The sequence below is a fragment of the Leptotrichia sp. genome (assembly GCF_057270615.1).
In genome coordinates this window covers 15,371-36,802 of record NZ_DBHIXN010000017.1, presented here as the reverse complement: position 1 = coordinate 36,802, position 21,432 = coordinate 15,371, and the positions used below count along the sequence as shown (strand labels likewise).

At 30.5% G+C, this 21,432-nt stretch carries 14 protein-coding genes; 1 reads left to right on the top strand and 13 read right to left on the bottom strand.

The features are described from left to right. The 13 genes from ACO409_RS04850 to ACO409_RS04790 form a co-directional block, all read right to left on the bottom strand. A partial coding sequence (locus tag ACO409_RS04850) for an autotransporter-associated N-terminal domain-containing protein (RefSeq protein WP_485555357.1) occupies positions 1-7,615 on the bottom strand: 7,615 nt, incomplete at its 3' end. Between the two features lie 514 nt (positions 7,616-8,129). Then, a complete protein-coding gene (locus tag ACO409_RS04845) occupies positions 8,130-9,344 on the bottom strand; it encodes a saccharopine dehydrogenase family protein (RefSeq protein ID WP_485555356.1) in 1,215 nt (404 codons plus the stop codon). Positions 9,345-9,571: 227 nt separating this feature from the next. Further along, positions 9,572-10,147, bottom strand: a complete 576-nt coding sequence (locus ACO409_RS04840) for a GNAT family N-acetyltransferase (RefSeq protein ID WP_485555354.1) — start codon at positions 10,145-10,147, stop codon at positions 9,572-9,574. Then, complete coding sequence (locus ACO409_RS04835; RefSeq protein ID WP_485555352.1) at positions 10,140-10,322, bottom strand: hypothetical protein; 183 nt, start codon at positions 10,320-10,322, stop codon at positions 10,140-10,142. Before ACO409_RS04835 ends, ACO409_RS04840 begins: the two co-directional genes overlap by 8 nt. Before the next feature lie 290 nt (positions 10,323-10,612). Next, the gene (locus tag ACO409_RS04830; protein ID WP_485555350.1) at positions 10,613-11,251 is read right to left on the bottom strand and encodes a DUF421 domain-containing protein; all 639 of its coding nucleotides are present in this window, start codon (positions 11,249-11,251) and stop codon (positions 10,613-10,615) included. Between the two features lie 36 nt (positions 11,252-11,287). Next, positions 11,288-11,731: a DUF3290 family protein gene (locus ACO409_RS04825; RefSeq protein ID WP_485555348.1), complete on the bottom strand. Its 444-nt coding sequence runs from the start codon at positions 11,729-11,731 to the stop codon at positions 11,288-11,290. Between the two features lie 227 nt (positions 11,732-11,958). Then, positions 11,959-12,732, bottom strand: coding sequence for a tryptophan synthase subunit alpha (trpA, locus tag ACO409_RS04820; RefSeq protein WP_485555346.1), 774 nt, complete (start codon positions 12,730-12,732; stop codon positions 11,959-11,961). Beyond that, positions 12,725-13,972, bottom strand: a complete 1,248-nt coding sequence (gene trpB / locus ACO409_RS04815; RefSeq protein WP_485555344.1) for a tryptophan synthase subunit beta — start codon at positions 13,970-13,972, stop codon at positions 12,725-12,727. The genes trpA and trpB overlap by 8 nt, the downstream gene beginning before the upstream one ends. Before the next feature lie 34 nt (positions 13,973-14,006). After that, complete coding sequence (locus ACO409_RS04810) at positions 14,007-14,660, bottom strand: phosphoribosylanthranilate isomerase (protein ID WP_485555342.1); 654 nt, start codon at positions 14,658-14,660, stop codon at positions 14,007-14,009. A gap of 85 nt (positions 14,661-14,745) precedes the next feature. Beyond that, positions 14,746-15,471, bottom strand: a complete 726-nt coding sequence (trpC, locus tag ACO409_RS04805; RefSeq protein WP_485555340.1) for an indole-3-glycerol phosphate synthase TrpC — start codon at positions 15,469-15,471, stop codon at positions 14,746-14,748. A 382-nt stretch (positions 15,472-15,853) separates the two neighbouring features. Further along, the gene (gene trpD, locus ACO409_RS04800) at positions 15,854-17,491 is read right to left on the bottom strand and encodes an anthranilate phosphoribosyltransferase (RefSeq protein ID WP_485555338.1); all 1,638 of its coding nucleotides are present in this window, start codon (positions 17,489-17,491) and stop codon (positions 15,854-15,856) included. Next, entirely contained in the window at positions 17,492-18,844 is a 1,353-nt protein-coding gene (locus tag ACO409_RS04795) for an anthranilate synthase component I family protein (protein WP_485555336.1), read from the bottom strand. A 512-nt stretch (positions 18,845-19,356) separates the two neighbouring features. Further along, the gene (locus tag ACO409_RS04790) at positions 19,357-19,659 is read right to left on the bottom strand and encodes a PTS sugar transporter subunit IIB (RefSeq protein ID WP_485555334.1); all 303 of its coding nucleotides are present in this window, start codon (positions 19,657-19,659) and stop codon (positions 19,357-19,359) included. 400 nt (positions 19,660-20,059) lie between these two features. Here ACO409_RS04790 and ACO409_RS04785 point away from each other — a divergent pair, with 400 nt between their 5' ends. Further along, a complete protein-coding gene (locus ACO409_RS04785) occupies positions 20,060-21,412 on the top strand; it encodes a hemolysin family protein (protein ID WP_485555332.1) in 1,353 nt (450 codons plus the stop codon). Positions 21,413-21,432 lie beyond the last annotated feature (20 nt).

The following is a 21,432-nucleotide window of genomic DNA, read 5'->3' as shown; positions in this document are numbered from 1 at the left end:
TACTGTTTAATTTTTGGAATAATTGATTTTCTCTTGTTCCAAGTGCTTCTACTCCGTATCTTTGTTCCAGTCCATCTGCAAAGTTATACGTGTCAGTTACTTTAGTTGGCGTTACTTTGCTGTCTGTTGCCCAATTTGTATAAGAAGATTTTGCCATATAGATACTCTTAACTTCTCCTGTGCTTTGATCAAGAGTTGGAGTTGCTACCCAAGTCAATGATCCTGAATAAACAGTCCATTTTGAAACTCCGCTATGAAGTATTGCATTGTTATATGGATCCAATATCTTGCTGTCATTTATCTTAATATATCTGCTTGTTGTACCTTGTGCAGCTTCCACTCCAAATATAAGATCAGCTTCGCTTGTTAGTGCTCCAAGGTTGTCAATAGCTTTTGTATAATTCTTGCTAGATGTATCAACATAAAGTCCAATGCTTGAAGCAGATACTGTCACAGGATTTTCAGCAGTTGTAGTAATCACCACAGGCTGAACTTCTCCTTTACCTCTGACTATGATCTTAGCTGTAGGGCTTCCTGCAGGTGCATCAATTGTAACATCTCCCATCCGTTTTGTAGTTGGATCGCTGTTCATCTGATAAACTTCATTTGAACCAGCTCCGCTAACGTGAATATTACCTCTATTTATTATAGTTCCACCTTTAAGGTAAACTCCAGCTCCTGAAGCCGAGTCAATATTTATAGTATTATTATTTTCAAGTGTCGAATTTTTTCCAAGCACAACCCCTGTCACATTTGAAAGTCCACTTGTACCAGTTCTAATTACACCGTTATTTACAGCTTTTGCTCCTTCTTCAACATAAATACCAATTGTATTATCAGCATTAAGCACTATATTATTATTATTTGTAACAGTCGTTCCATTTCCAACTCCGTACATACCAATGCTGTGTTTTCCGTTTACATTAATCTGTCCGTTATTTTCAATTGTCCCAGTTGAAGCAGCTGTCTTAGAATCTCCGATATACCCAGCAGCCATACCAACACTATATACCTGATTAAGCGGATCAGATGCTCCAACAGAAATTATTCCGCTGTTCTTAGCATTTCCTCCATTTACTGTATAAATTCCAACATTTCCAATACCATTATTAAAATCAATATTTCCAGTATTTTCAATTGAACCTGCAGCATAAATACCGTAATTATTACCACTTGTTCCAACAGAAGCTATATTTGTGCTATTTTTAATAACTCCAGTATTATCATTTGAATAAATATACACTGAATCATTATTTAAATTAACATTAGAAATCTTGCTTTCAATAGTATTTCCTTTCCCAACATTTACAAATCCAAACGATGTATCTCCAATATTAAGCGATGTTCCTGTATTTGTAATCTTTTGTCCGCTTCCAACTGTATAAACAGCAACCGCCTCTTTCTTGCCAACATTAATCGTTCCACCTGTCAAGTCAACATTTCCGCCTTTTGAGTACATTGCAACTGCACCGTCTCCAGCATTAATATTTCCTGAATTTGTTTCCTTAAATCCATAAACTCCAACTGCATTCTTTCCAACTGTTATAGTTCCGCTATTTATCAATGGATTTGTTGCAGCATTAGTCGCATTTGTATACATTCCAACATTTGGATCATTCAATGAAGCTGAATCTCCAAGAGTTATAGTCCCTTTATTTTCAGTTTCATAAGCTGCATTATTTCTAGCAGTCTTCGCATACATTCCAACATTTTTATCTGTTGCAGATGTAATTGTTCCTGTATTTTCAAATCTTACCAAACCTGTAACATTTCCTGGCTCATAAGTAATTCCAACCCCTTCATCTCCAACTAATGTTATAGTTCCATTATTACTAAGTCCAGTAGTTGTATTATACACGGTTTCAGCCTTAGTAGTTGGATTTACATAAATGTCTGAATAGAATATTCCAGTTGATTTATTTCCAGCGGTTATTTTTCCATCATTTGAAATCTTTGTATTATTAAGACCATAAAGCCCTGTTGAAGTATCTCCCAATGTTATATTTCCAGTCGAACTATTTTTAATAATCGCATTTTTACCATAAATTGCGGCAGATCCTGCTCCTGATAGATTTATAGTTCCATTGTTTGTTAATGTTACGACATTTTTATTAGTATCAGTATTTTCCTGTGCCATCGCAATTTGTCCAGCTTGAGTACCAGTAATAGTGTTATTATTAGTTATACTTGAGTTCGATATTTCCAATTGTCTGTAATCATCATTAGCATTATCTAAATTTACTGGTTTATCAACCTCCAAATGACTCTTATAAAGCATAAATCTTCTATATCCAGTTCCAGAAATATTTGGCTTTTCAGTTGCTGTTAATCCACTAAATAAATTAGTTATTGATGTATTTGACAACTTCATATCAACATTTTGAGTTAAGAATAATCTTGAATCAGGTTGCATATTTAACGTTAAATTTCCTAATGTGCTTGTACCACTTCCATAACTGCTTCTTGCCCAAGACGCAACATTTGCTGGAGTTAGTTGAGTATAGCTTCCTGGAGCTCCAGAACCTGTATAATAAAATGCAGTAGCACGTGTAGCGGCATTTGTTCCACCTTCAACAGTTGCTGTCATAGATTTGTTTATTAAAATTTTACCTGTTCCAGGTGTATAGAATAATAATGAACCTTTATCAGTTCCTGTTCCAGCAACTACCGTACTTGTACCGTTATTATTACCAATTGAAATTATACCGCCACCTTTATCAGCAAAAAAGTTTACTGCTCCATTATATGCTTTTACATCAGCCTTATTAATTACCAAGTTACCATCTGAATAAATTCCTACTGACTTATCTCCGCTAACATCAGCAGTTACATCTAATTTTCCACCAGTCAAACTGGCACCTTGTAAAACTACAACTCCAGCAGTTCCTCTTCCATCAGTTCCAGTAGTAACTTTTGATGATCCTGAAGCACCAGCTACAGTAACACTACCTCCATCTGCAACAATATAAGAATTTTTTCCAGCAACAAATCCATATGCTCCGTCTCCTGTTACTTTTGTATCACCTTTATATGTTAATCTACCTTTATTAACAAATACTCCATTTGCATTATCTCCAGTTACAGTTATATTTACTCCAGAAGCAATATCATTTCCTATTCCTTCATCAACATAATATCCTGTTGTTTTCTTACCTTTTATAGTAATATTTCCACCTGTTCCCAAACTAATTTTTGATGCTTGATTTGCATAGGCTCCAACAGTGTTATCTCCAAATACAGTAATCGCACCTGTATTTATAATTTCTCCATTTTTTGAATTATCAGTATCAGCGAAAAGCCCAATTCCATCTTTTCCATCAATAGTTGCATTTCCAATGTTGATAGCACCAGTATTAGTAACTTTTCCTGTTTTTGATATAATTCCTATACTATAATATTTTGATGTTCCAGATATATCAGATTCTCCTAATGAAATATTTCCACTATTAGTAATATCTCCACCTTCTGTCGAATAAATTCCAACATTCCCTTTACCTTCAGTTAACGTAATATCTCCGCTATTAGTAACCGTTCCTGTTGAATAAATTCCATAATTTTGTCCTGTAGTCGCTTTTGAGTCCATAGTTATATTTGTACTGTTTGTGATAGTTCCTTTTGTATCAACTGAATAAATGAAAAAGCCATTATTATTTAAAGTTGCACTTCCACCACTTATCTTAAATATGTTTCCTGTTGATCCTGTATTTCTGTTTACAAATCCAAAAGAATTATCTCCTATTACATAATTAAATCCTGTACTTTCAACTTTTTGACCATCACCTGTAGCAATAACAGCCCTAGCATCCTTTCCAACTTTTATTGTCTTACTTCCTGTTATCTCAACATCTCCACCTTGCGAGTAAATTGCAACTCCCTTATCTCCAACTGTAATATCTCCTGTATTCTTTTGCTCATAACCAAACATTCCAATTCCAAATTTTCCAAGTTCGATAGTTCCAGTATTTTCCAACGGATTAGAATCTTTTGCAGTTGCATTTGTATAAATACCGATACTTCCTTCACTTGAAGATGTGGCACCATCTCCTAAAAGTTTTATCGTTCCAGTATTAATACCTTTTACAGTTTTACTAGCATTTGTATTGTTTTCTACATATATTCCAACTCTCTTTTTATTAATAGAAGGAGCAGCTGCAGTAGAATTATCATCAATTGTGCCGTTATTCTTTACATCTATATTTGTTATAGAGCTATCCAATGTACCAGCTTTGTAATACATTCCGATTCCGCCATCTCCAGTAATAGTAATTTTGTTAGCATTCTCAAGCCCTGTTTTTGTATAATCTTCAGCTAAAAGCCCTACAGATGATTCTCCTATGCTAATTTCTCCAGCATTTGTAATATCCGTGTCACCTTTTCCAGTATTTTTACCATAGATTGCAACTGAATTCTTTCCGCCCATAGTAATTTTAGCACCAGCATTATTTTTTATAGTTCCATCACTTGCATACATCGCAACTGAATTTTTACCATTTAATTCAATAATCTTATTATTTTCAAGTTTTACCCACTTATTAGCAACATTAGTATCATCATTTTCCTGAGCCATAAGTTTCACATCATCATCATTTGATGAGATAGTTGTATCATTAATAATTGAAGAACTTGACAACGATATTTTCTTATAATCAGCATATGTTTTAGGACTATCTATTGTCAATTTACTTTTATACAATAGAAAATCCTTATAGCCAGCACCACCACTATTATCAATTATTTGGGTAGCCGGTATTCCAACTTTCGTTAAATCTAAATCAGAGAGTTTTGTATCAACATAAGATGCAACGACAACGTTAGAATTTTTACCCATTTTTAAAGTTAAATTTGTCCATCCAGTATAACCACTACCAAGTGATGCTATAGATGATGGATATGAAACTGTAGACGGTGTTGATGCTGGTGCAATGTAAAATGCAGTTCCATCTTCATCAATATTAGCATTTGTAGTTCCAACAAAATTTACTTTCTTAGAATCTGTTTGCATAAACCCAAGTGAATTAGCACCTACTTGCACTGTAGTTGTTTTTCCGTTAACACCTAGATTTATATCTCCACCATTTGAATAAACATTAATTGCTCCATTTTCTGATTTAATTGTAGAGTCTCCAATATTAACTTCCCCGTTATTAGTAGCGTACACTCCTAATCCAGATTTACCTTTAGCTTCAATATTAGAAGGTCCTGCTGTCTTACCAATATTTACAACTCCACTATTCATTGCAATTGCACCAGCAACTTCCTGTCCTTCTACCTTAACAGTTCCACCATTATTATTAATAACAGCTCCTGAACCATCTGATACAATACCCTTTACTTTATTAGCTGTTAAAGTTATATTTCCTGTATTAGTAGTTTCTCCTGTTCCTTTAGAATAAATCCCAACTGCTTCTGTTCCTGTTCCACTAATAGTAGCTTTTGTAACAAATTTATCAGCAGATGCGTTATAAATTGCAACATTATTTAAACCATTAATAATTAAATTAAATGCATTTGATACATCAATATCTCCATTTCCATTATAAATCAAGATATTTCCACTTCCTCCAGCTTCCATTGTTGATGTTCCAGTTAATTTAAATGTATCTTTAGTTGTTGAACTATCGTCTTTACTATAATTAAAATATAAACCAGCATTTCCACTACCACTAACTTCCATATTAAATGTTGAAGCCAAACTTGTTCCATTACCACTGGCTTCTCCATTTAATACAGCACCTCCATCTAAATCAGCCCATCCTTTAAAATAAACTCCAGCATTTCCAGTTCCACCAAGAGTTACAGTGGAAGGATTTAAAGTAATCTGAGCTGCCCAATATTTAAAATTGTCATTTACAAAAATTCCAGTATTTCCAGTTCCAATAATATCAAGCTTCCCAGCTCCAGTATTTTCTATAACCCATCCATTACTATTTGCAGCAGTATCTCCATTTCCATTTGATGCTTCAATTCCAGGTACTCCAACATTTGTACCATATTTAGTAGTGTCATAACCTTTTGTTGTTGGCATATCAATATAAGCAAAAGTTGAATTATTTCCAGCTAGACTCACACTTCCATTATTAGTAAACTTTTGCGTTCTATAATTATTACTTGCACGTTCATTTAATGCCAACCATACTACATTATTAATTCCACTTGCATCTATTTTTCCATTATTAGTGAACAGTAAATTATGATTTCCTGCATGAAATTGACTTGTATACATCTTAAGGTTAGTACCTGACATATTTATTTTGGTAGAATTTCCAATAGTCCAAGCAGATTCAGCACTATCACTATGGGCATCCGTATGAAATAACCATCTTTGACCATTTGCAGTTGTTCCTCCAACACCTGTAAAATCAATATCAGTATCATTTATTTGAATGTTTGCATTTCCTGTGTTTTTTATAAGAGCAAATGAGTTAACTCCATTTAAAGTATATGAAGTTGCATTATAAGGCCATCCAGTGTAACCATTAGTATCTGCAGAACTTGTAAGTTGTGCATTTGAAAATGTAACTGTTCCTCCAGATGTATTTGCAGTATAATCTATTTTTGCACGTCCCCCAGATGTTAAAGTGTTAACATTTATTTCTGAAGCAATTGCTACTTGCGCTCTGTCACTAGGTGTATATCCATATAGTGCATAAGGACTTTGTCCTGCTTCCCACTTCCAGTTTCCTGCACCATCCTTTCCTAATAAATATGATTCAGGTCCATTTCCAGTTCCAGGTGCTGATACTGGAGCAGGTGCACTTGGTGGAGTAATACTAATACTTACTGTTGGAGTGGCTGGTGAAAATGATAATGGAGTTGGCAAAGTTAAACTTGGTAAAGTTGGCCCGTTTATAGTTAAACCTGTTATAGTTACTGGAGCAGGATTTACACTCGGTGCATCCGGTGCCTTTATAGAAATTTCAGGTGCTTTAAATTCAATAGCTTCAGGTGTTGCGGGTGTTACCGGTGTCTTATCCGCAATAGTTATAGCCCCTTTCACAACTTGCTTTGGTCTAATTGCCGCACTTACGTTAAATCCTACTGTTGGCTCCAGCAAAGGTCTTACTCCAACTAGTCCGTAAGAATTGCTTTCAAGACCTGTTCTGCTTGATGTAAGTGATGAATTTAATTTTGAGCTCTTTCCTAGAAGTGAATATTTGCTGCTTGTTGGGTTTACTGCTCTTTCATACAGGCCTCCTCTTTCAAATACTCCTTCATAAGGATATTTTGCTTTTTTGTCTCCTCTTCCTTTATAAGCTCCATTCCAATTGTTAAAAAATTCATTGACTCCATATTGCCATGAACTCCATGGAGATTTTACCACATGATCTCCCTGTTCCATAAGCTGAATTAGTTCCAGATTTGTTTTTTTCAAAAGTTTGTCATTTTCTTTTCTAGTTTCCTTAACCTTATGATGTATGTCAACAATTGATGTAGAAATCATCTGTTTCTGATTTTCGATGCTTTTTTCTTCCTGTGCAGAAAACACATTAACTGAAATACTTATCACACCTGTAATCAAAAATGCAATCAATGCTGAATCCGTATACGAAAATTCATGACATCTTTTTGCAAATGCACGTAAATCTTTTTTGATTTTTCTAAAATTGTTCGTCATTGTTATCTCCTCTTATCTTTTCTTTATTTTTTCAACAATTCAAATCTCAATGACTCAAATTGCCATTCCAGAAAATATCTTTCAAAAGCAATAATCAATTTAAATATGGAAAAAAAGTGATTTTTTAGTGACTTTAAGTGATAATTATTTTCTCCATGTTTAATTCTGAATACTCGCTTAAAAAACACAAACTGCATAAGTTCTTACAGTTTTTACTTTTGCAATAATTATATTTGCTATTTAAGCAAGAAACAGTATAAATCAGTTCATTTCCTTTAAAGATATATTCTCTATTTTACTATTATACCACAAAAAAAAAAAAATGCAAGGGTTTTTTGGAATTTTATTTGAAAAATAATATATTATTAATCATTTATTAATATATGTATATTTAAAATAACAAAAAAAATACTCTCTATCTTAATCATAATAATTATAATTTAGAATGAGAGTAAAAATAGTTCATATTTATTAATTTTAATTTAATAAATTGGATATTTTATCATTTAAACAACTAATCAACTAATGTTGGATCAAAGTTTTCAATCCATGGAAGTCCAAACTTGTTTAACGCATCCATAAATGGATCTGGATTCATTTCTTCCACATTAAATACTCCTGGCTTTTTCCATTCACCTGTAAGTACCATTGCAGCTCCAATCATTGCAGGAACTCCTGTTGTATAGGAAATAGCTTGTGAGCTGACTTCTTTATAACATTCTTGATGGTCACAAACATTATAAACATAATAAGTTTTTTCAACTCCATCTTTTTTACCTCTAAAAATGTTTCCAATATTAGTTTTACCTTTTGTTCTAGGTCCAAGTGAAGCTGGATCAGGCAATACTGCTGTCAAAAATTGTAGCGGTACAATTTGCTTTCCTTCAAATTCTATTGGCTCAATTGATGTCATTCCAACATTTTCAAGCACTTTTAGATGAGTCAAATAACTTTGCCCAAAAGTCATAAAAAATCTAATTCTTTTAATCCCTTTTATATTTAATGCAAGCGATTCTAATTCTTCATGGTGCAATAGATACATATCTTTTTCACCAATTTGTGGAAAATCATATACCCGTTTAATTTCCATAGGCTTTGTTTCCACCCATTTTCCATCTTCCCAGTAACTTCCATTAGCTGTAACTTCCCTAATATTAATTTCAGGATTAAAGTTTGTTGCAAACGGATAACCGTGATCTCCAGCATTTGCATCAAGAATATCAATATAATTTATTTCATCGAAGTAATGCTTTTGTGCATAAGCTGAAAATACTCCAGTAACACCTGGATCAAATCCACTTCCCAAAATAGCCGTAATTCCAGCTTTTTCAAATTTTTCCTTATAAGCCCATTGCCATTTATACTCAAATTTAGCAGTATCTAACGGCTCATAGTTCGCTGTATCCAAATAATCAGTCTTAGTTTCCAGACAAGCATCCATAATTGTCAAATCTTGATACGGCAAAGCCACATTTATCACAATGTCAGGCTTATATTCATTAATAAGCGTTACCAATTCAGGCACATTATTAGCATCTACCTGTGCAGTCTGAATTTCAATTCTTCCAGCATATTTGCTTTTTTCAATCCTTTCCTTAATTTCATCACATTTTGCCTTTGTACGACTAGCTATCATAATCGAACTAAACACTTCTGAATTTTGTGCACACTTATGACAAACTACATTTGACACTCCTCCAGCTCCGATTACTAATGCCTTTTTTCCCATTAATTTTCCTCCTCAAATTTACTTTATTTTTTATTTTAATTATCACCTTTAGCTCTCTACTTAAACTCATTTAAAATTAAACTGTTAAAAACCGTATAAACTTAAAGTCTAAACAAAATAATCATAGCTCTTGTGTTTGATTTTAAATCAGTTTTATTACGTTTATTATAGTATAAAATATTTATTCTGTAAATTATTTTTTTCAATTTTTTTATTTTATTTAAAATTTATTTCAATTCCATTATCATAACTTTTAATCCTTCTTCAGAAGTCATACTTTCCAACATCTTAAATCCAAAATTCTGATAAAATGAAATAATTTTCACTTCATTTTGACATTCAAGCCATATATATTTTACATTTATAAGTTCTTTTATTTTTAAAAAAAGATTATATGCAAACGTAAGAAGTTCTCTACCTGATATCAAGTTTTTTACACCATCTGAATAATTTTTACCCAATTGACCTAATAGAAAACTACTTGTCATCAGGTCACCATTTCTCAATATTGCAGCACTATTTCCTAATTTTTTCTGCTGAGTTTTAGATAAAACCTCAAAATTTTCTTTTGGAATAACCAAACTTCTATTTGCTATTGTAAAATATCCTAAAATTTCTTTATTTTCACTAAATATTAAATATGTACTTGATATCGTTGATTTTTCAAAATGAGAAGATTTATTATGTAAAAAATTTTCTATATCATTTTCCTTTATACTTTTAAATTCTCCCAGTATTTGATCTAATTTTTCTTTAGATAAATTATTCATTAAGTTTCTCAAAGAAACTAAGTTTTTACTCATTATCTTTCTTGTCTCCTTCTTCAAAAAACTTTTTAATTTCTTCAGGATTATTAATTAAATTAATTTTCAAATCAGGTACTTTATTTACAGTAAAACCTTCTTCCGTCATTTTTATCAATTCTTCAGCCGCTTCCTTACTTAATTCTAAATTTTTGAAAAAACTTGAAGTTGCCATTTTTATCACCTCAATTTAATTTTTATTGTATACATTTATATTATATCACATCTGATAATTTTTTCAATCTGAATTTTTAAAATTAGATTAATATTTATATATATCTAGAATTTTAAGATAATCAAATAAAGAAGTTACTATATCTAAAATTATTAAATTAACTATAAATTAATTATTATATAAGTAAAAAAAAATAGATAGAATGTTATAAAATTAATAACAATTAATAAAAAATACTCATCTAGCAAATTCACTCGCCATTTGAGTATTTTTCTTTTTCAAAATTTTTTCTATTTTTTCACAATAAAAAGTTTTCCATCACTGCTATATTCAACAAGAAAAATTTCGCTAAGATCAGTAACATTATATTTTTCCAATTCCTTTATTAGCCAATTGTTATCTTTTCCAATATGCTCTAAATTATCTTCCTGTATATTTCCTTCTGAAACCAATAAATTTGAATAACCATCTTCACCTTTTTGTATGACTATCAATTGTCCATTTGATTCCATGAAAGCATCTTTTATATCTGATATTTGTGAAATTCCCTTTGTTCTCAACTTAGTATAGAAATCAGGAATAGAAAGCGTTGCCTGTGCAAAATTTTCAGTTAACATTTTTCCATCTTTTATTAAATACACAACTTGTCCATCTATAAATTTTTTTACATTTTTATTTGAATTTTTTAGAAAATCTATTGCCGTCATTAAAAGACCCCATATTAAAAGAACTATTAAAAACTGAACTATTGTTATGCTTGGATTATAAATTACTCCACCTATAATTCCTCCAAGAACATAGTTACCTATCTGGTCTTCTGTAGAAGTTGGAGCCAGCTGGCTTCGCCCATTCAAGTTCATAAATACGACCAATGCAATAAATCCAATTGTAAGTTTTATTGCTACAAGAATTATTGAATCCAAAATCACATCATCTCACTTTCCTTAATATTTTCAAAAACCTCTCTATTTTTTAATCAGTTTAATTTTATCCACGTAAGGCACTGTCATCTGTTCAACCAAAATATTATTATCCACCCAATGAATCTGATAAAACTTGTCTTTTATTTTATAAACAGTATGCTCTGTTATTTCTGGAGTATTTATAAATATTTCATTTTCTCCTACTTTAAATTTTTCAGATAATTTTTTAATAACGCTTGCTGAATTTCTATAAACTTTTTCCTGATCATTTTTAGTTCTATAATTTTCATAGTGATACAGCCCAAACAAAAATATAAACATCAGTCCAAGCATACTAAGCTGCTTATCTCTCAAAGAAATACTTCCTTTAAACCATTTCCAAAATGCAAATACCATAAATGCAATTACAAAAATAATTAAAACAAGCAAAAATTTATCAGTTATAAGTTTTTTATTTTCTAAGTAAATAAAATTATAAAATTCCATAATTTAAATGTATTCTCCTTTCTTATAAGTTATCTTTTATTTTTTTGAATTATTTACAAATTTTGATTTATTATATCATCAAACAAAATATATTTCAATTTTTTTACAAAAAAAGCAATTCCTCTTCCACTTATATAAAGCTACGACTTATTGCTATCTTTTTGTTAAAATTCTTTCATTTATTTGACTAGTAAAATAAATAATTTTAATTTAATATGATAATCTTATTATTTAAACAATTCGTTAATTTTCTGAATTGTATAATTCACATCATTTTTTTTAGTAAAATCAACAATGCTTGTTCCCACAATTACTCCATCTGCATATTTTCTCATTGTGTTTACATTATCGTTATTTTTTATTCCAAATCCTAAAGAAACTGGCAAATCTGAAACTTTTCTAATATCATTAATAAAAGATTCCAGACGTGGCAAATCGACCTGTTTTGAACCTGTTACACCTAACGAACCGATTGCGTAAATAAAGCCATCTCCTTGAGAAACAATTTTTTTTATTCTATTTTCAGAAGTAACGCTTACAAGCGGAATAAGAGAAATTTCATTTTCCCGTAATTTTTCTGACATTTCAAAGGCTTCCTCATAAGGCAAATCTGGAATAATTATCCCTTTAATATTAGCTTTTACACATTTTTTAATAAATTCATCAATTCCATAAGAAAATATTAAATTGTAGTAAATTAGAAAAATTAATGGTTTTGAAATATCATTTTTTATATCAGTTAGTAAATCAAAAACAGTGTCAGTAGTAACTCCAGCTTCTGAAGCTAAAAACGATGCATGTGAAATCAATTTCCCATCAGCTAACGGATCAGAATATGGAATACCGACTTCTAGCATATCGAGAGCTGTGCTATCCAAATTTTTCAAAAATTGTTTTGTAAAATCAACACTTGGATAACCTGCAACAATGTAACCAATGTTTACTTTTTTCTTTTCTTTAAAAATATCAATATTTTTTTTATTTAATTTTTTCTCATTCATTTTCTAAACCTCCATTTAACTCATAAATTCCATTTTTTCCATCACTTTGCTTATCTTTTAACATAGAAAAAACAGTATGCATGTCTTTATCTCCACGTCCAGACACATTTACAACAATAGTTTCTCTCTTGTCTTTAGAAAGCGTTGGGCACAACTTTTCAAGGTAAGCCAAAGCATGCGAACTTTCAATTGCCGGAATAATTCCTTCTTTTCTTGTAACAAGCATTAATGCCTTCATTGCTTCATCATCAGTAACTGGTGCATAAGTTGCTCTTTTTGTATCAAATAAATGTGAATGTTCAGGGCCTACTCCTGGATAGTCAAGTCCAGCGGAAATTGAGTGAACTGGACTTATTTGTCCATATTTATTTTGCAGCACATAAGTTTTCATTCCATGAATAATTCCAGGCTTTCCGAGTGTTAGTGTAGCAGCATGCATATCTGTATCAATTCCATAACCTCCAGCTTCCACTCCATAAAGTTTAGTTGAATTATCATTTATAAATGCGCTAAAAATCCCAATTGCGTTACTTCCACCACCAACACAGGCAATCACATGATCAGCATGTTTTCCAAGCTCATCAAGTTGTGCTTTTGTTTCATATCCGATAATTGACTGAAAATCACGCACAATAGTTGGATATGGATGAGGCCCTACAACAGAACCTATTACATAAAACACAGTTTCTATTTCAGCAACCCACGACTGAATAGCTGCAGTTGTCGCTTCTTTCAAAGTTTTCAGACCATCTTCAATTGAAATAACTCTAGCACCCAAAAGTTCCATTCTAAAAACATTTAATTTTTGCCGTTCAATGTCAACAGCCCCCATATAAACATCACATTCCAAACCTAATAGAGCGGCAGCAGTAGCAGTAGCAACTCCATGCTGTCCAGCCCCAGTTTCAGCAATCACTTTTTTCTTTCCCATTTTTTTAGCAAGTAAAACTTGCCCAAGTGCATTATTAATTTTATGAGCGCCAGTATGGTTCAAATCTTCTCTTTTCAAGTAAATATCGTGATTATAATGTTCACTCAAGTTTTTTGCATAATAAAGTGGAGTTTCACGCCCAACATAATTTTTTAACAAGTCATCAAACTCTTCAAAAAATTTTTTGTCATTTTTTAACTTTTCATATTCTTTCTCCAGTTCTGACAAAGCAAACATTGCAGTTTCAGGTACAAACTGCCCACCAAATTTCCCAAAATATGCTTTTTCATTAAAATGTTTATTTTCCATATTTTTTTCCTTTCGTATTTATATTTTTAAATTATTATTTTTTATTTTTTACCAAATTTACAATTTCTTCAACCAATTTTTTATTTTTTCTATTATTAATTTCAACTTTACTATTTACATCCAAAATTGTCGGAGAATATTTTAATGCACTAACAATATTTTCTTTAGAAAGCCCGCCAGCAAGAATAAATTTTTGACCTTTCAAGTCTTTCAAAATATTCCAATCAAATGTAATTCCATTTCCACCTCTATTTTCACCTTTCGCATCAAACAAGGGATACTCTATGTACTTTAAATAAGGTTCAATATCCGGTAATTTGTCTTTTACTGGAAAAGCTTTCCAAATTTTAATTTTTTTACCACATTTATCATTTATTTTATCAAATTTCTGAAGTAATTCCAAGCAATATTCAGGCGTTTCAATCCCATGCAACTGAACACAATCAATACCAGTTTTCGCAACAATTTCTAAAATGTTTTCAATATTCTCATTCACAAAAACTCCAACTGTTTTTTTCCCAGCCTTATGAGCAATCTCAGTAATTTTCTTAGCTAGCTCCGTACTTACTTTTCTCGGACTTTTTGCAAAAATACACCCAAAATAGTCAATATCCAAACTTTTCAACTCTTCTATTTCCTCAATCGAACGAATCCCACAAATTTTTAAATTTATATTCTTTCCTTCCAACTCTTTCCTCTCTAAAAATTCAAATTTATTAATATATCATTTTTCGCTTTTAATAATTTTTACTTTATATTGAAATTAAAACTTCCTAAAGAAGACCTCTCATAAGTGCTTCCCCAATCAAAAGCCCATCAACCCCAATACTTTTCGCATAGTCTAAATCCTCTTTCGTAAGAAATCCACTTTCGCCAACAAGAACCAGTTTTTCCTTCATTTCATTTGGAATTTTATCCATCAACTTCTTCGTAGTTTTAATATCCACCTCAAAAGTATTCAAATTTCTATTATTAACTCCCAAAATTTCTAAATTAGGTATTTTTAACGCTCTCTCAAGTTCAACCTCGTCATGCACCTCAACCAAAACATCAAGCTCCAAATCATGCGCCAATTTATGCAACTCATACAAAGTCTTGTCATCCAACATTCTCACAATAAGAAGTATCGCCGAAGCCCCTAAAAACTTAGCATGTGCCACCTGAAACGGAGTATAAATAAAATCCTTCCTCAAAATTGGCATTTCTGGAAATTTCTCTCTTATAATTTTTATAAAATCATTCTCCCCTTTAAAATATTCCTTTTCTGTCAGTATCGAAAAAGCCGCAACCCCTTTATCCACATAACTTTGTGCCTGTTTTAACAAATCAAAATCATCATTTGCAATTTTTCCCTTCGATGGAGAAGCCCTCTTGATTTCTCCAATAATCCGTACTCCATCCTGTTTCAACGCCTCTTTCAACGACGGCTGCTTAAAAGATTTTAATTCTTCTTTAAGCTGTATATCTCTTTTTATTTTTATTTTTTCTAAAATATCCATGTTTTTCCTTTCAATAAAATATAATTTTATCAATAAACTTAATAAAAATTCCCAACACGATTACATGTGTAAAAAAAATTATTATTTTTAATTTAATTTTATATTTTTTTCTTTTTTCTTTATCTTTAATTCTATTTATTTTTTCAAGCTTTTTAAAACTGAAGTATATAATTATTATTTTAAATAAAATCCAACTTATAGGAAGATTCCAAAATCTATTTTTAATCGTATTATTAAGGAGATAAGGCAAAATCCATAAAGGATCTACTGGAACATAAAATAAAAAGATAATTATAGATATTATGTCAGATACTATAAAATACCTCAAACATTTTTCTTTATATAAAGTTTTTATCATCATCTAAATTCCACTTCCAAAAAATTATTTCACATAGTTTTCGTAAAACTCATAAACTTTCCCACTCCCAATCGCTTCCAAAATCATTTCTTTTGCCTTTGCAGGATGGTCCACTACATTCGCAGTATAAAGTCCAAACATCGCATTTAACACAACTATATCAAATTTTGCAGATTTTTCTTCACCTTTTAATATTCTCTTTAAAATTTCAGCATTTTCTTCTGCTGTTCCACCTTCGATTTCAGAATGAAAAGCTCTTTTAAATCCAAAACTTTCAGGAGAAATTGTATATTCAAGAATTTGATCTCCTTTTACTTCGATAATTTTTGTATCGTCGCAAATTGTAATTTCATCAAGTCCATCATTTCCACGCACAACCAACGCATGCTCTCTTCCCAATAATTGTAATGTTTCAGCATATAATCTGTGAACAGGCTCATGATAAAGTCCAACTAACTGATATTTCAATTTTGTGTTTGGATGAAGAAGTGGACCTAAAATGTTAAAGACAGTTCTTATTCCAAGACGGCTTCTAACTTCTCGTACTTCTCCAACTAATTTATGAAAAAATGGAGCATGGAAAAAGGCAAGATTTTTTTTGTGCAGCTTTTCAATTTGGGTTGCCAGTGATTTTTCAAGTGGTACTCCTAATTTATCAAGTACATCGCTACTTCCACTTTTGCTGGAAATTGCACGGTTTCCATGTTTTGCGACAGTTACTCCCATTGCTCCCAAAATAAATGCGACAGCTGTTGAAATATTTATTGTTTTGAATCCATCGCCACCAGTTCCACAAACATCAATCATTGGAGTTTCATCCTCAAAAGTTGTACTGTATTCCAAAATATTTTTTACAAAAGCTGTAAGTGATTCTGGATAAAGGCTTTTTTCTGAAATTAGCACAAGCAATGCTCCAAGCTGTACAATATCATAACTTTTATCATCAATAATTTTACAGATTTCTCTAAAATCAGCATCTGTCAATGCAATATTTTCCTGTAATTTTTTCAAATATTTATTCATATCTATAAAGTTTCCTTTCTCTTTAGTATTTTTAGAATTTTCATTATTTTGAAAAGTTTCTGAAACTTCAATATTTAAAAAGTTTCGTATCATATTTTTTCCATATTCAGTAAAAAATGATTCTGGATGAAACTGTATCCCAAAAATATTTTTACTTTTGTGTTCCACAGCCATCGCAATCCCATCTTCAGACCTTGCCGTAACTTCAAGCTCTTCTGGAATATTGTCAACATAAAGCGAATGATACCTCATGACTTTAAATTTCTTTGGCAAGTTTTTAAATAACACAGAATTTTCCGATAAAACTGTAATTTCTGAAGTCTTACCATGCAACGGATTTTCAAGCCTTTTTATTTCTCCGCCAAAATTCATCCCAATTGCCTGATGCCCAAGGCAAATCCCCAAAATTGGAATATTCCCCAGTTCATCAATATTATTTAAAATTTCAAGGCAAATTCCACTATCCTTTGGATGCTTTGGACCAGGAGAAAAGATTATTTTACTAGGATCCATTTTTTTTATATCATCAATTGTAATTGCATCATTTCTCACAGTAATTACTTCATCGTCAGTCATTTCCTTCAAATACTGCTCAACATTAAAAACAAACGAGTCGTAATTGTCAATCATTAAAATCATTTATTTCACATCCTTCCCTTTTTCATTTTTATTTTCCTTATTTTTAACCTTTTCAATTTCTTTTTCTTCATTACAGAATTTCTTAAAAATATTCAGTACAGATGCTCTTTTATGGCAGATTTCATCATATTCCTTTTCCTTTACCGAATCAAACACAATTCCAGCCCCAGCCTGAATAAATACATTCCTAACCTTGTCAACCTTATTCAAGTCATAATTCTTATTTTCAAAAAATGCAGTTCTAATAATAATCGCAAGCTGAACATCCCCATTAAATCTCAAAAATCCGATTCCTCCCGCATAGACATTTCTCTTAAATACTTCTAATTCTGAAATAATCTGCATAGCACGAATCTTGGGTGAACCAGAAAGCGTTCCCGCTGGAAGAGCTTGAGCAATAACTTCAAATATCGACACATCCTTTCGCTTTTTTCCATAAACATCGGTCACAATGTGCATTACATGCTCATAATTCTTAATATGCATAAGATTTTTCACAACAACTGATCCACTTTCAGCAAATTTTCCAATATCATTTCGAGCCAAATCAACAAGCATTCTATGTTCAGCACATTCCTTTTCATCATTTAATAAGTCATTTGCTAAAAATGCGTCTTCATTGGCGTCTTTTCCTCTTGGACGAGTTCCAGCAATAGGAGCGATATAAATATTATCTGATGAAATATCAACTAATATTTCAGGGCTTGAACCAACAATATCTCCATATTTTGTAGGAAAATGATACATATACGGACTAGGATTAGCCTTTGACAATTTTTCATAAAAATCAAGAGAATCCATATTTGTCGCAAGTTTCAACTGTTCACTTAGCACAACCTGAAAAATATCCCCAGCCTTAATATATTCCTTCGCTTTTTCAAGAATGCCATAAAAATGTGATCTTTCCTCATCAAAATCTGTTTTTATATCATACAGCAATTCACTATTTTCAGTTCTTTTCTCAATTTCATCATTCAAAAAATCAAAATATTTTTTTTCGTCCCCATAAAACGAATATTCCTTGCTAGTCTTTGAATAATGCAAATAAGCCTTTGCATTGGCAAAAATAAACTGTGGAAACTTAAACTGCTCCTTTTCTATTTTTTCAATCTTCTCAAAAAAATGTATCGACTCATAAGCAAATGTCCCAAATAGCCCTGCAAACGGAGCAACCTTTTTTTGCTTCACAAAAGAATTATAAATTTTCTTTAAAGAATCATAGCTATATTCATTAGAATCAAAATATTCACAATCAATTCCAATAATAACTTGCCGTTCATCTTCAGCAAAGTAAGAATTATTAAACTTTTGTCTGATAATTGAATAATAATAAGTAGGTTTGTTTATCAACATAAAATATCTCACTTTCTTTATTTTTTTCTTTTTTTCACTTTTCCCAAAATTTGTTGAAATTTATAAAAAAATTCTCTCAAATCGTTTTACCGACTAAGAGAACTGAATAAAATAAAAGCATTGATCTATACTTCACCAATGCTTTTCTCATAATATTTATAATCGCAATTACAATAAATCTCAACATAGCTGGCAAAAAAATATTAAATTGTATTTAATCTTTTCCACCATATCCAACTTTGTCTAATCATTGTAATCACTCCTTAAAATTTTGTCTAATATCTTAATTTACGGTTATTATACTATAAAAAATTTATTTTGTAAAATATATTTTATTAATTTAATCATAAATTTTATTAATATACTCGAACCCATTCAAAATTAAACTGTTAAAAATCATATAAACTTACTGTTTGAACAAAATAGTTATAGCTTTTGATTCTATTTTTAAATTAGTTTTACTATAAATATAATTTATTATAAATCTATTAACTCCAAAAGGAAAAGTTATATTAAATTAATTTTAATGCTTGATCCAACACTTTTGATCCATTCATCATTCCATAATCAACCATATTAATTACATCTATATTAATATTATTTTCTTCAGCGATTTTTTTAGCTTCTGGCAAGGCATATTTAACTTGCGGACCTAATAAAACTACATCGGCTTTTTGAAATTCTGCTTTTGCTTTATCAAGCGGTTCTGCCCAAATCTTAACTTCAATTCCTCTTTTTTCAGCTTCTGCTCTCATTTTATTTACTAATAAACTGGTAGACATTCCCGCAGCACAACATAATAAGATTTTTTTCATTTCTGATCATCCTTTCTTCTTTTCCTAATTTTTTATTATTTATAATTTATAATTTTCTATCAAATTAATAAATCTGACTTTCATATTTATAGTATACCATTAAATTTTAATAAGTCAAATTTTATAAAAAAAAGTAGACAGAGTAAAAATTTCAAGAGTTTAATTTTTATTAGTATGTATTTTTAAATGCCCTTGTACAATTTACTTTGTCCTAAATCCAAAATCAATTTTTAAATTTTTTAAAAATATGTTATAATATACCCAAACCCATTTAAAATTGAATTATTAAAAATAATATAAATTTAGGCTTTGAGTAAAATAATCATAGCTTTTGAGTTCGGTTTTAAATTAGTTTTACTATACTTAGTAAGATTTTAAAAAAAATAGGAGGAAAAATAAAATGTCTGAGGGCAGTTTATTATTACAAATTGTAATAATAATAATTTTAACAGGAATTAATGCTTTTTTTTCTGGTGCAGAAATGGCAATAGTTTCGTTAAATAAAAATAAATTAAAAATATTGATTGAAGATGGCAATAAAAAGGCAATTTTACTAGACAATCTATTGCAAGAACCAAGCAAATTTCTTTCCACTATTCAAGTTGGAATAACTTTGGCAAGTTTTTTTGCATCAGCATCAGCAGCAACTGGTTTGTCTCAATTTCTTTCAGAAGCCTTAAAACCTTTAAAAATTCCATATAGCAGTCATATTTCAATGATTTTGATAACTTTTATACTATCATATATTACACTTGTTTTTGGTGAGCTGATTCCAAAAAGAATTGCACTTAGAAACTCAGAAAATATTGCTTTATCATCAGTTGGAGTTATTGTTTTTATTTCAAAAATATTTTCTCCATTTGTAAAATTTTTAACATTTTCTACAAATTTGGTACTTACAATTTTGAGAATGAGAGAAGATAATATTGAAGAAAAAGTTTCAAAAGAGGAACTGCGTTCACTTGTAGAAGTTGGAAAAGAACACGGAGTTATTAATGAAACTGAACAGGAAATGATTGAAAATATTATTGAATTTGATGAAAAAATTGCACGTGAAATAATGATTCCAAGAACAAAAGTATTTTTAATTGACAAAAATATCTCAATTCATGAACTTTTTGAAAACAAGGAAATTGAAAAATATTCACGTATTCCAGTTTATGAAAATGAAGCAGATAATATTATTGGAATTCTAATGGCCAAAGATTTAATGATAGAAGCCTATAAAAAAGGATTTGACAATATAAAAATATCTGACTTAGTTCAAGAAGCGTATTTTGTTCCTGAAACAAAAAATGTAAATGGACTTTTCAATGAAATGCAGCTTGAAAAAAAACATATTGCTATATTAATTGATGAATATGGAGGATTTTCAGGAATTGTAACACTTGAAGACTTAATCGAGGAAGTTATGGGAAATATTGATGATGAATTTGACGATGAGGACTTATCAATCCATCAAATTTCAAAAAATAAATATTTAATTAGTGGTGAAGTTTCATTAAATGATCTAAATGATAACTTTCACTTTGAGCTTGAATCCAAATATTACGATACTTTAAGCGGTATTCTAATTGAGAATCTTGGATATATTCCAGAAGATAATGAAGATATTGAACCAATTACAATTAATGGAGTAATATTCAAGCCACAACGAGTCCGAAATAAAAAAATTGAAAAAGTAGTTATGACATTTGACAAGGAAAAATTGGAAGAAGAAAAAATAAAAAATAAAGAAAATGAAGATGAATAAAATATTAAAATAAATAAAAT

Excerpts from the sequence above, each read along its gene's own strand:
- trpD (WP_485555338.1), bottom strand. The coding sequence starts at position 17,491 with ATGATTTTAATGATTGACAATTACGACTCGTTTGTTTTTAATGTTGAG.
- ACO409_RS04835 (WP_485555352.1), bottom strand. The coding sequence starts at position 10,322 with ATGGCAACTTCAAGTTTTTTCAAAAATTTAGAATTAAGTAAGGAAGCG.
- ACO409_RS04845 (WP_485555356.1), bottom strand. The coding sequence starts at position 9,344 with ATGGGAAAAAAGGCATTAGTAATCGGAGCTGGAGGAGTGTCAAATGTA.
- ACO409_RS04790 (WP_485555334.1), bottom strand. The coding sequence starts at position 19,659 with ATGAAAAAAATCTTATTATGTTGTGCTGCGGGAATGTCTACCAGTTTA.
- trpC (WP_485555340.1), bottom strand. The coding sequence starts at position 15,471 with ATGGATATTTTAGAAAAAATAAAAATAAAAAGAGATATACAGCTTAAA.
- trpB (WP_485555344.1), bottom strand. The coding sequence starts at position 13,972 with ATGGAAAATAAACATTTTAATGAAAAAGCATATTTTGGGAAATTTGGT.
- ACO409_RS04825 (WP_485555348.1), bottom strand. The coding sequence starts at position 11,731 with ATGGAATTTTATAATTTTATTTACTTAGAAAATAAAAAACTTATAACT.
- ACO409_RS04840 (WP_485555354.1), bottom strand. The coding sequence starts at position 10,147 with ATGAGTAAAAACTTAGTTTCTTTGAGAAACTTAATGAATAATTTATCT.
- ACO409_RS04795 (WP_485555336.1), bottom strand. The coding sequence starts at position 18,844 with ATGTTGATAAACAAACCTACTTATTATTATTCAATTATCAGACAAAAG.
- trpA (WP_485555346.1), bottom strand. The coding sequence starts at position 12,732 with ATGAATGAGAAAAAATTAAATAAAAAAAATATTGATATTTTTAAAGAA.
- ACO409_RS04785 (WP_485555332.1), top strand. The coding sequence starts at position 20,060 with ATGTCTGAGGGCAGTTTATTATTACAAATTGTAATAATAATAATTTTA.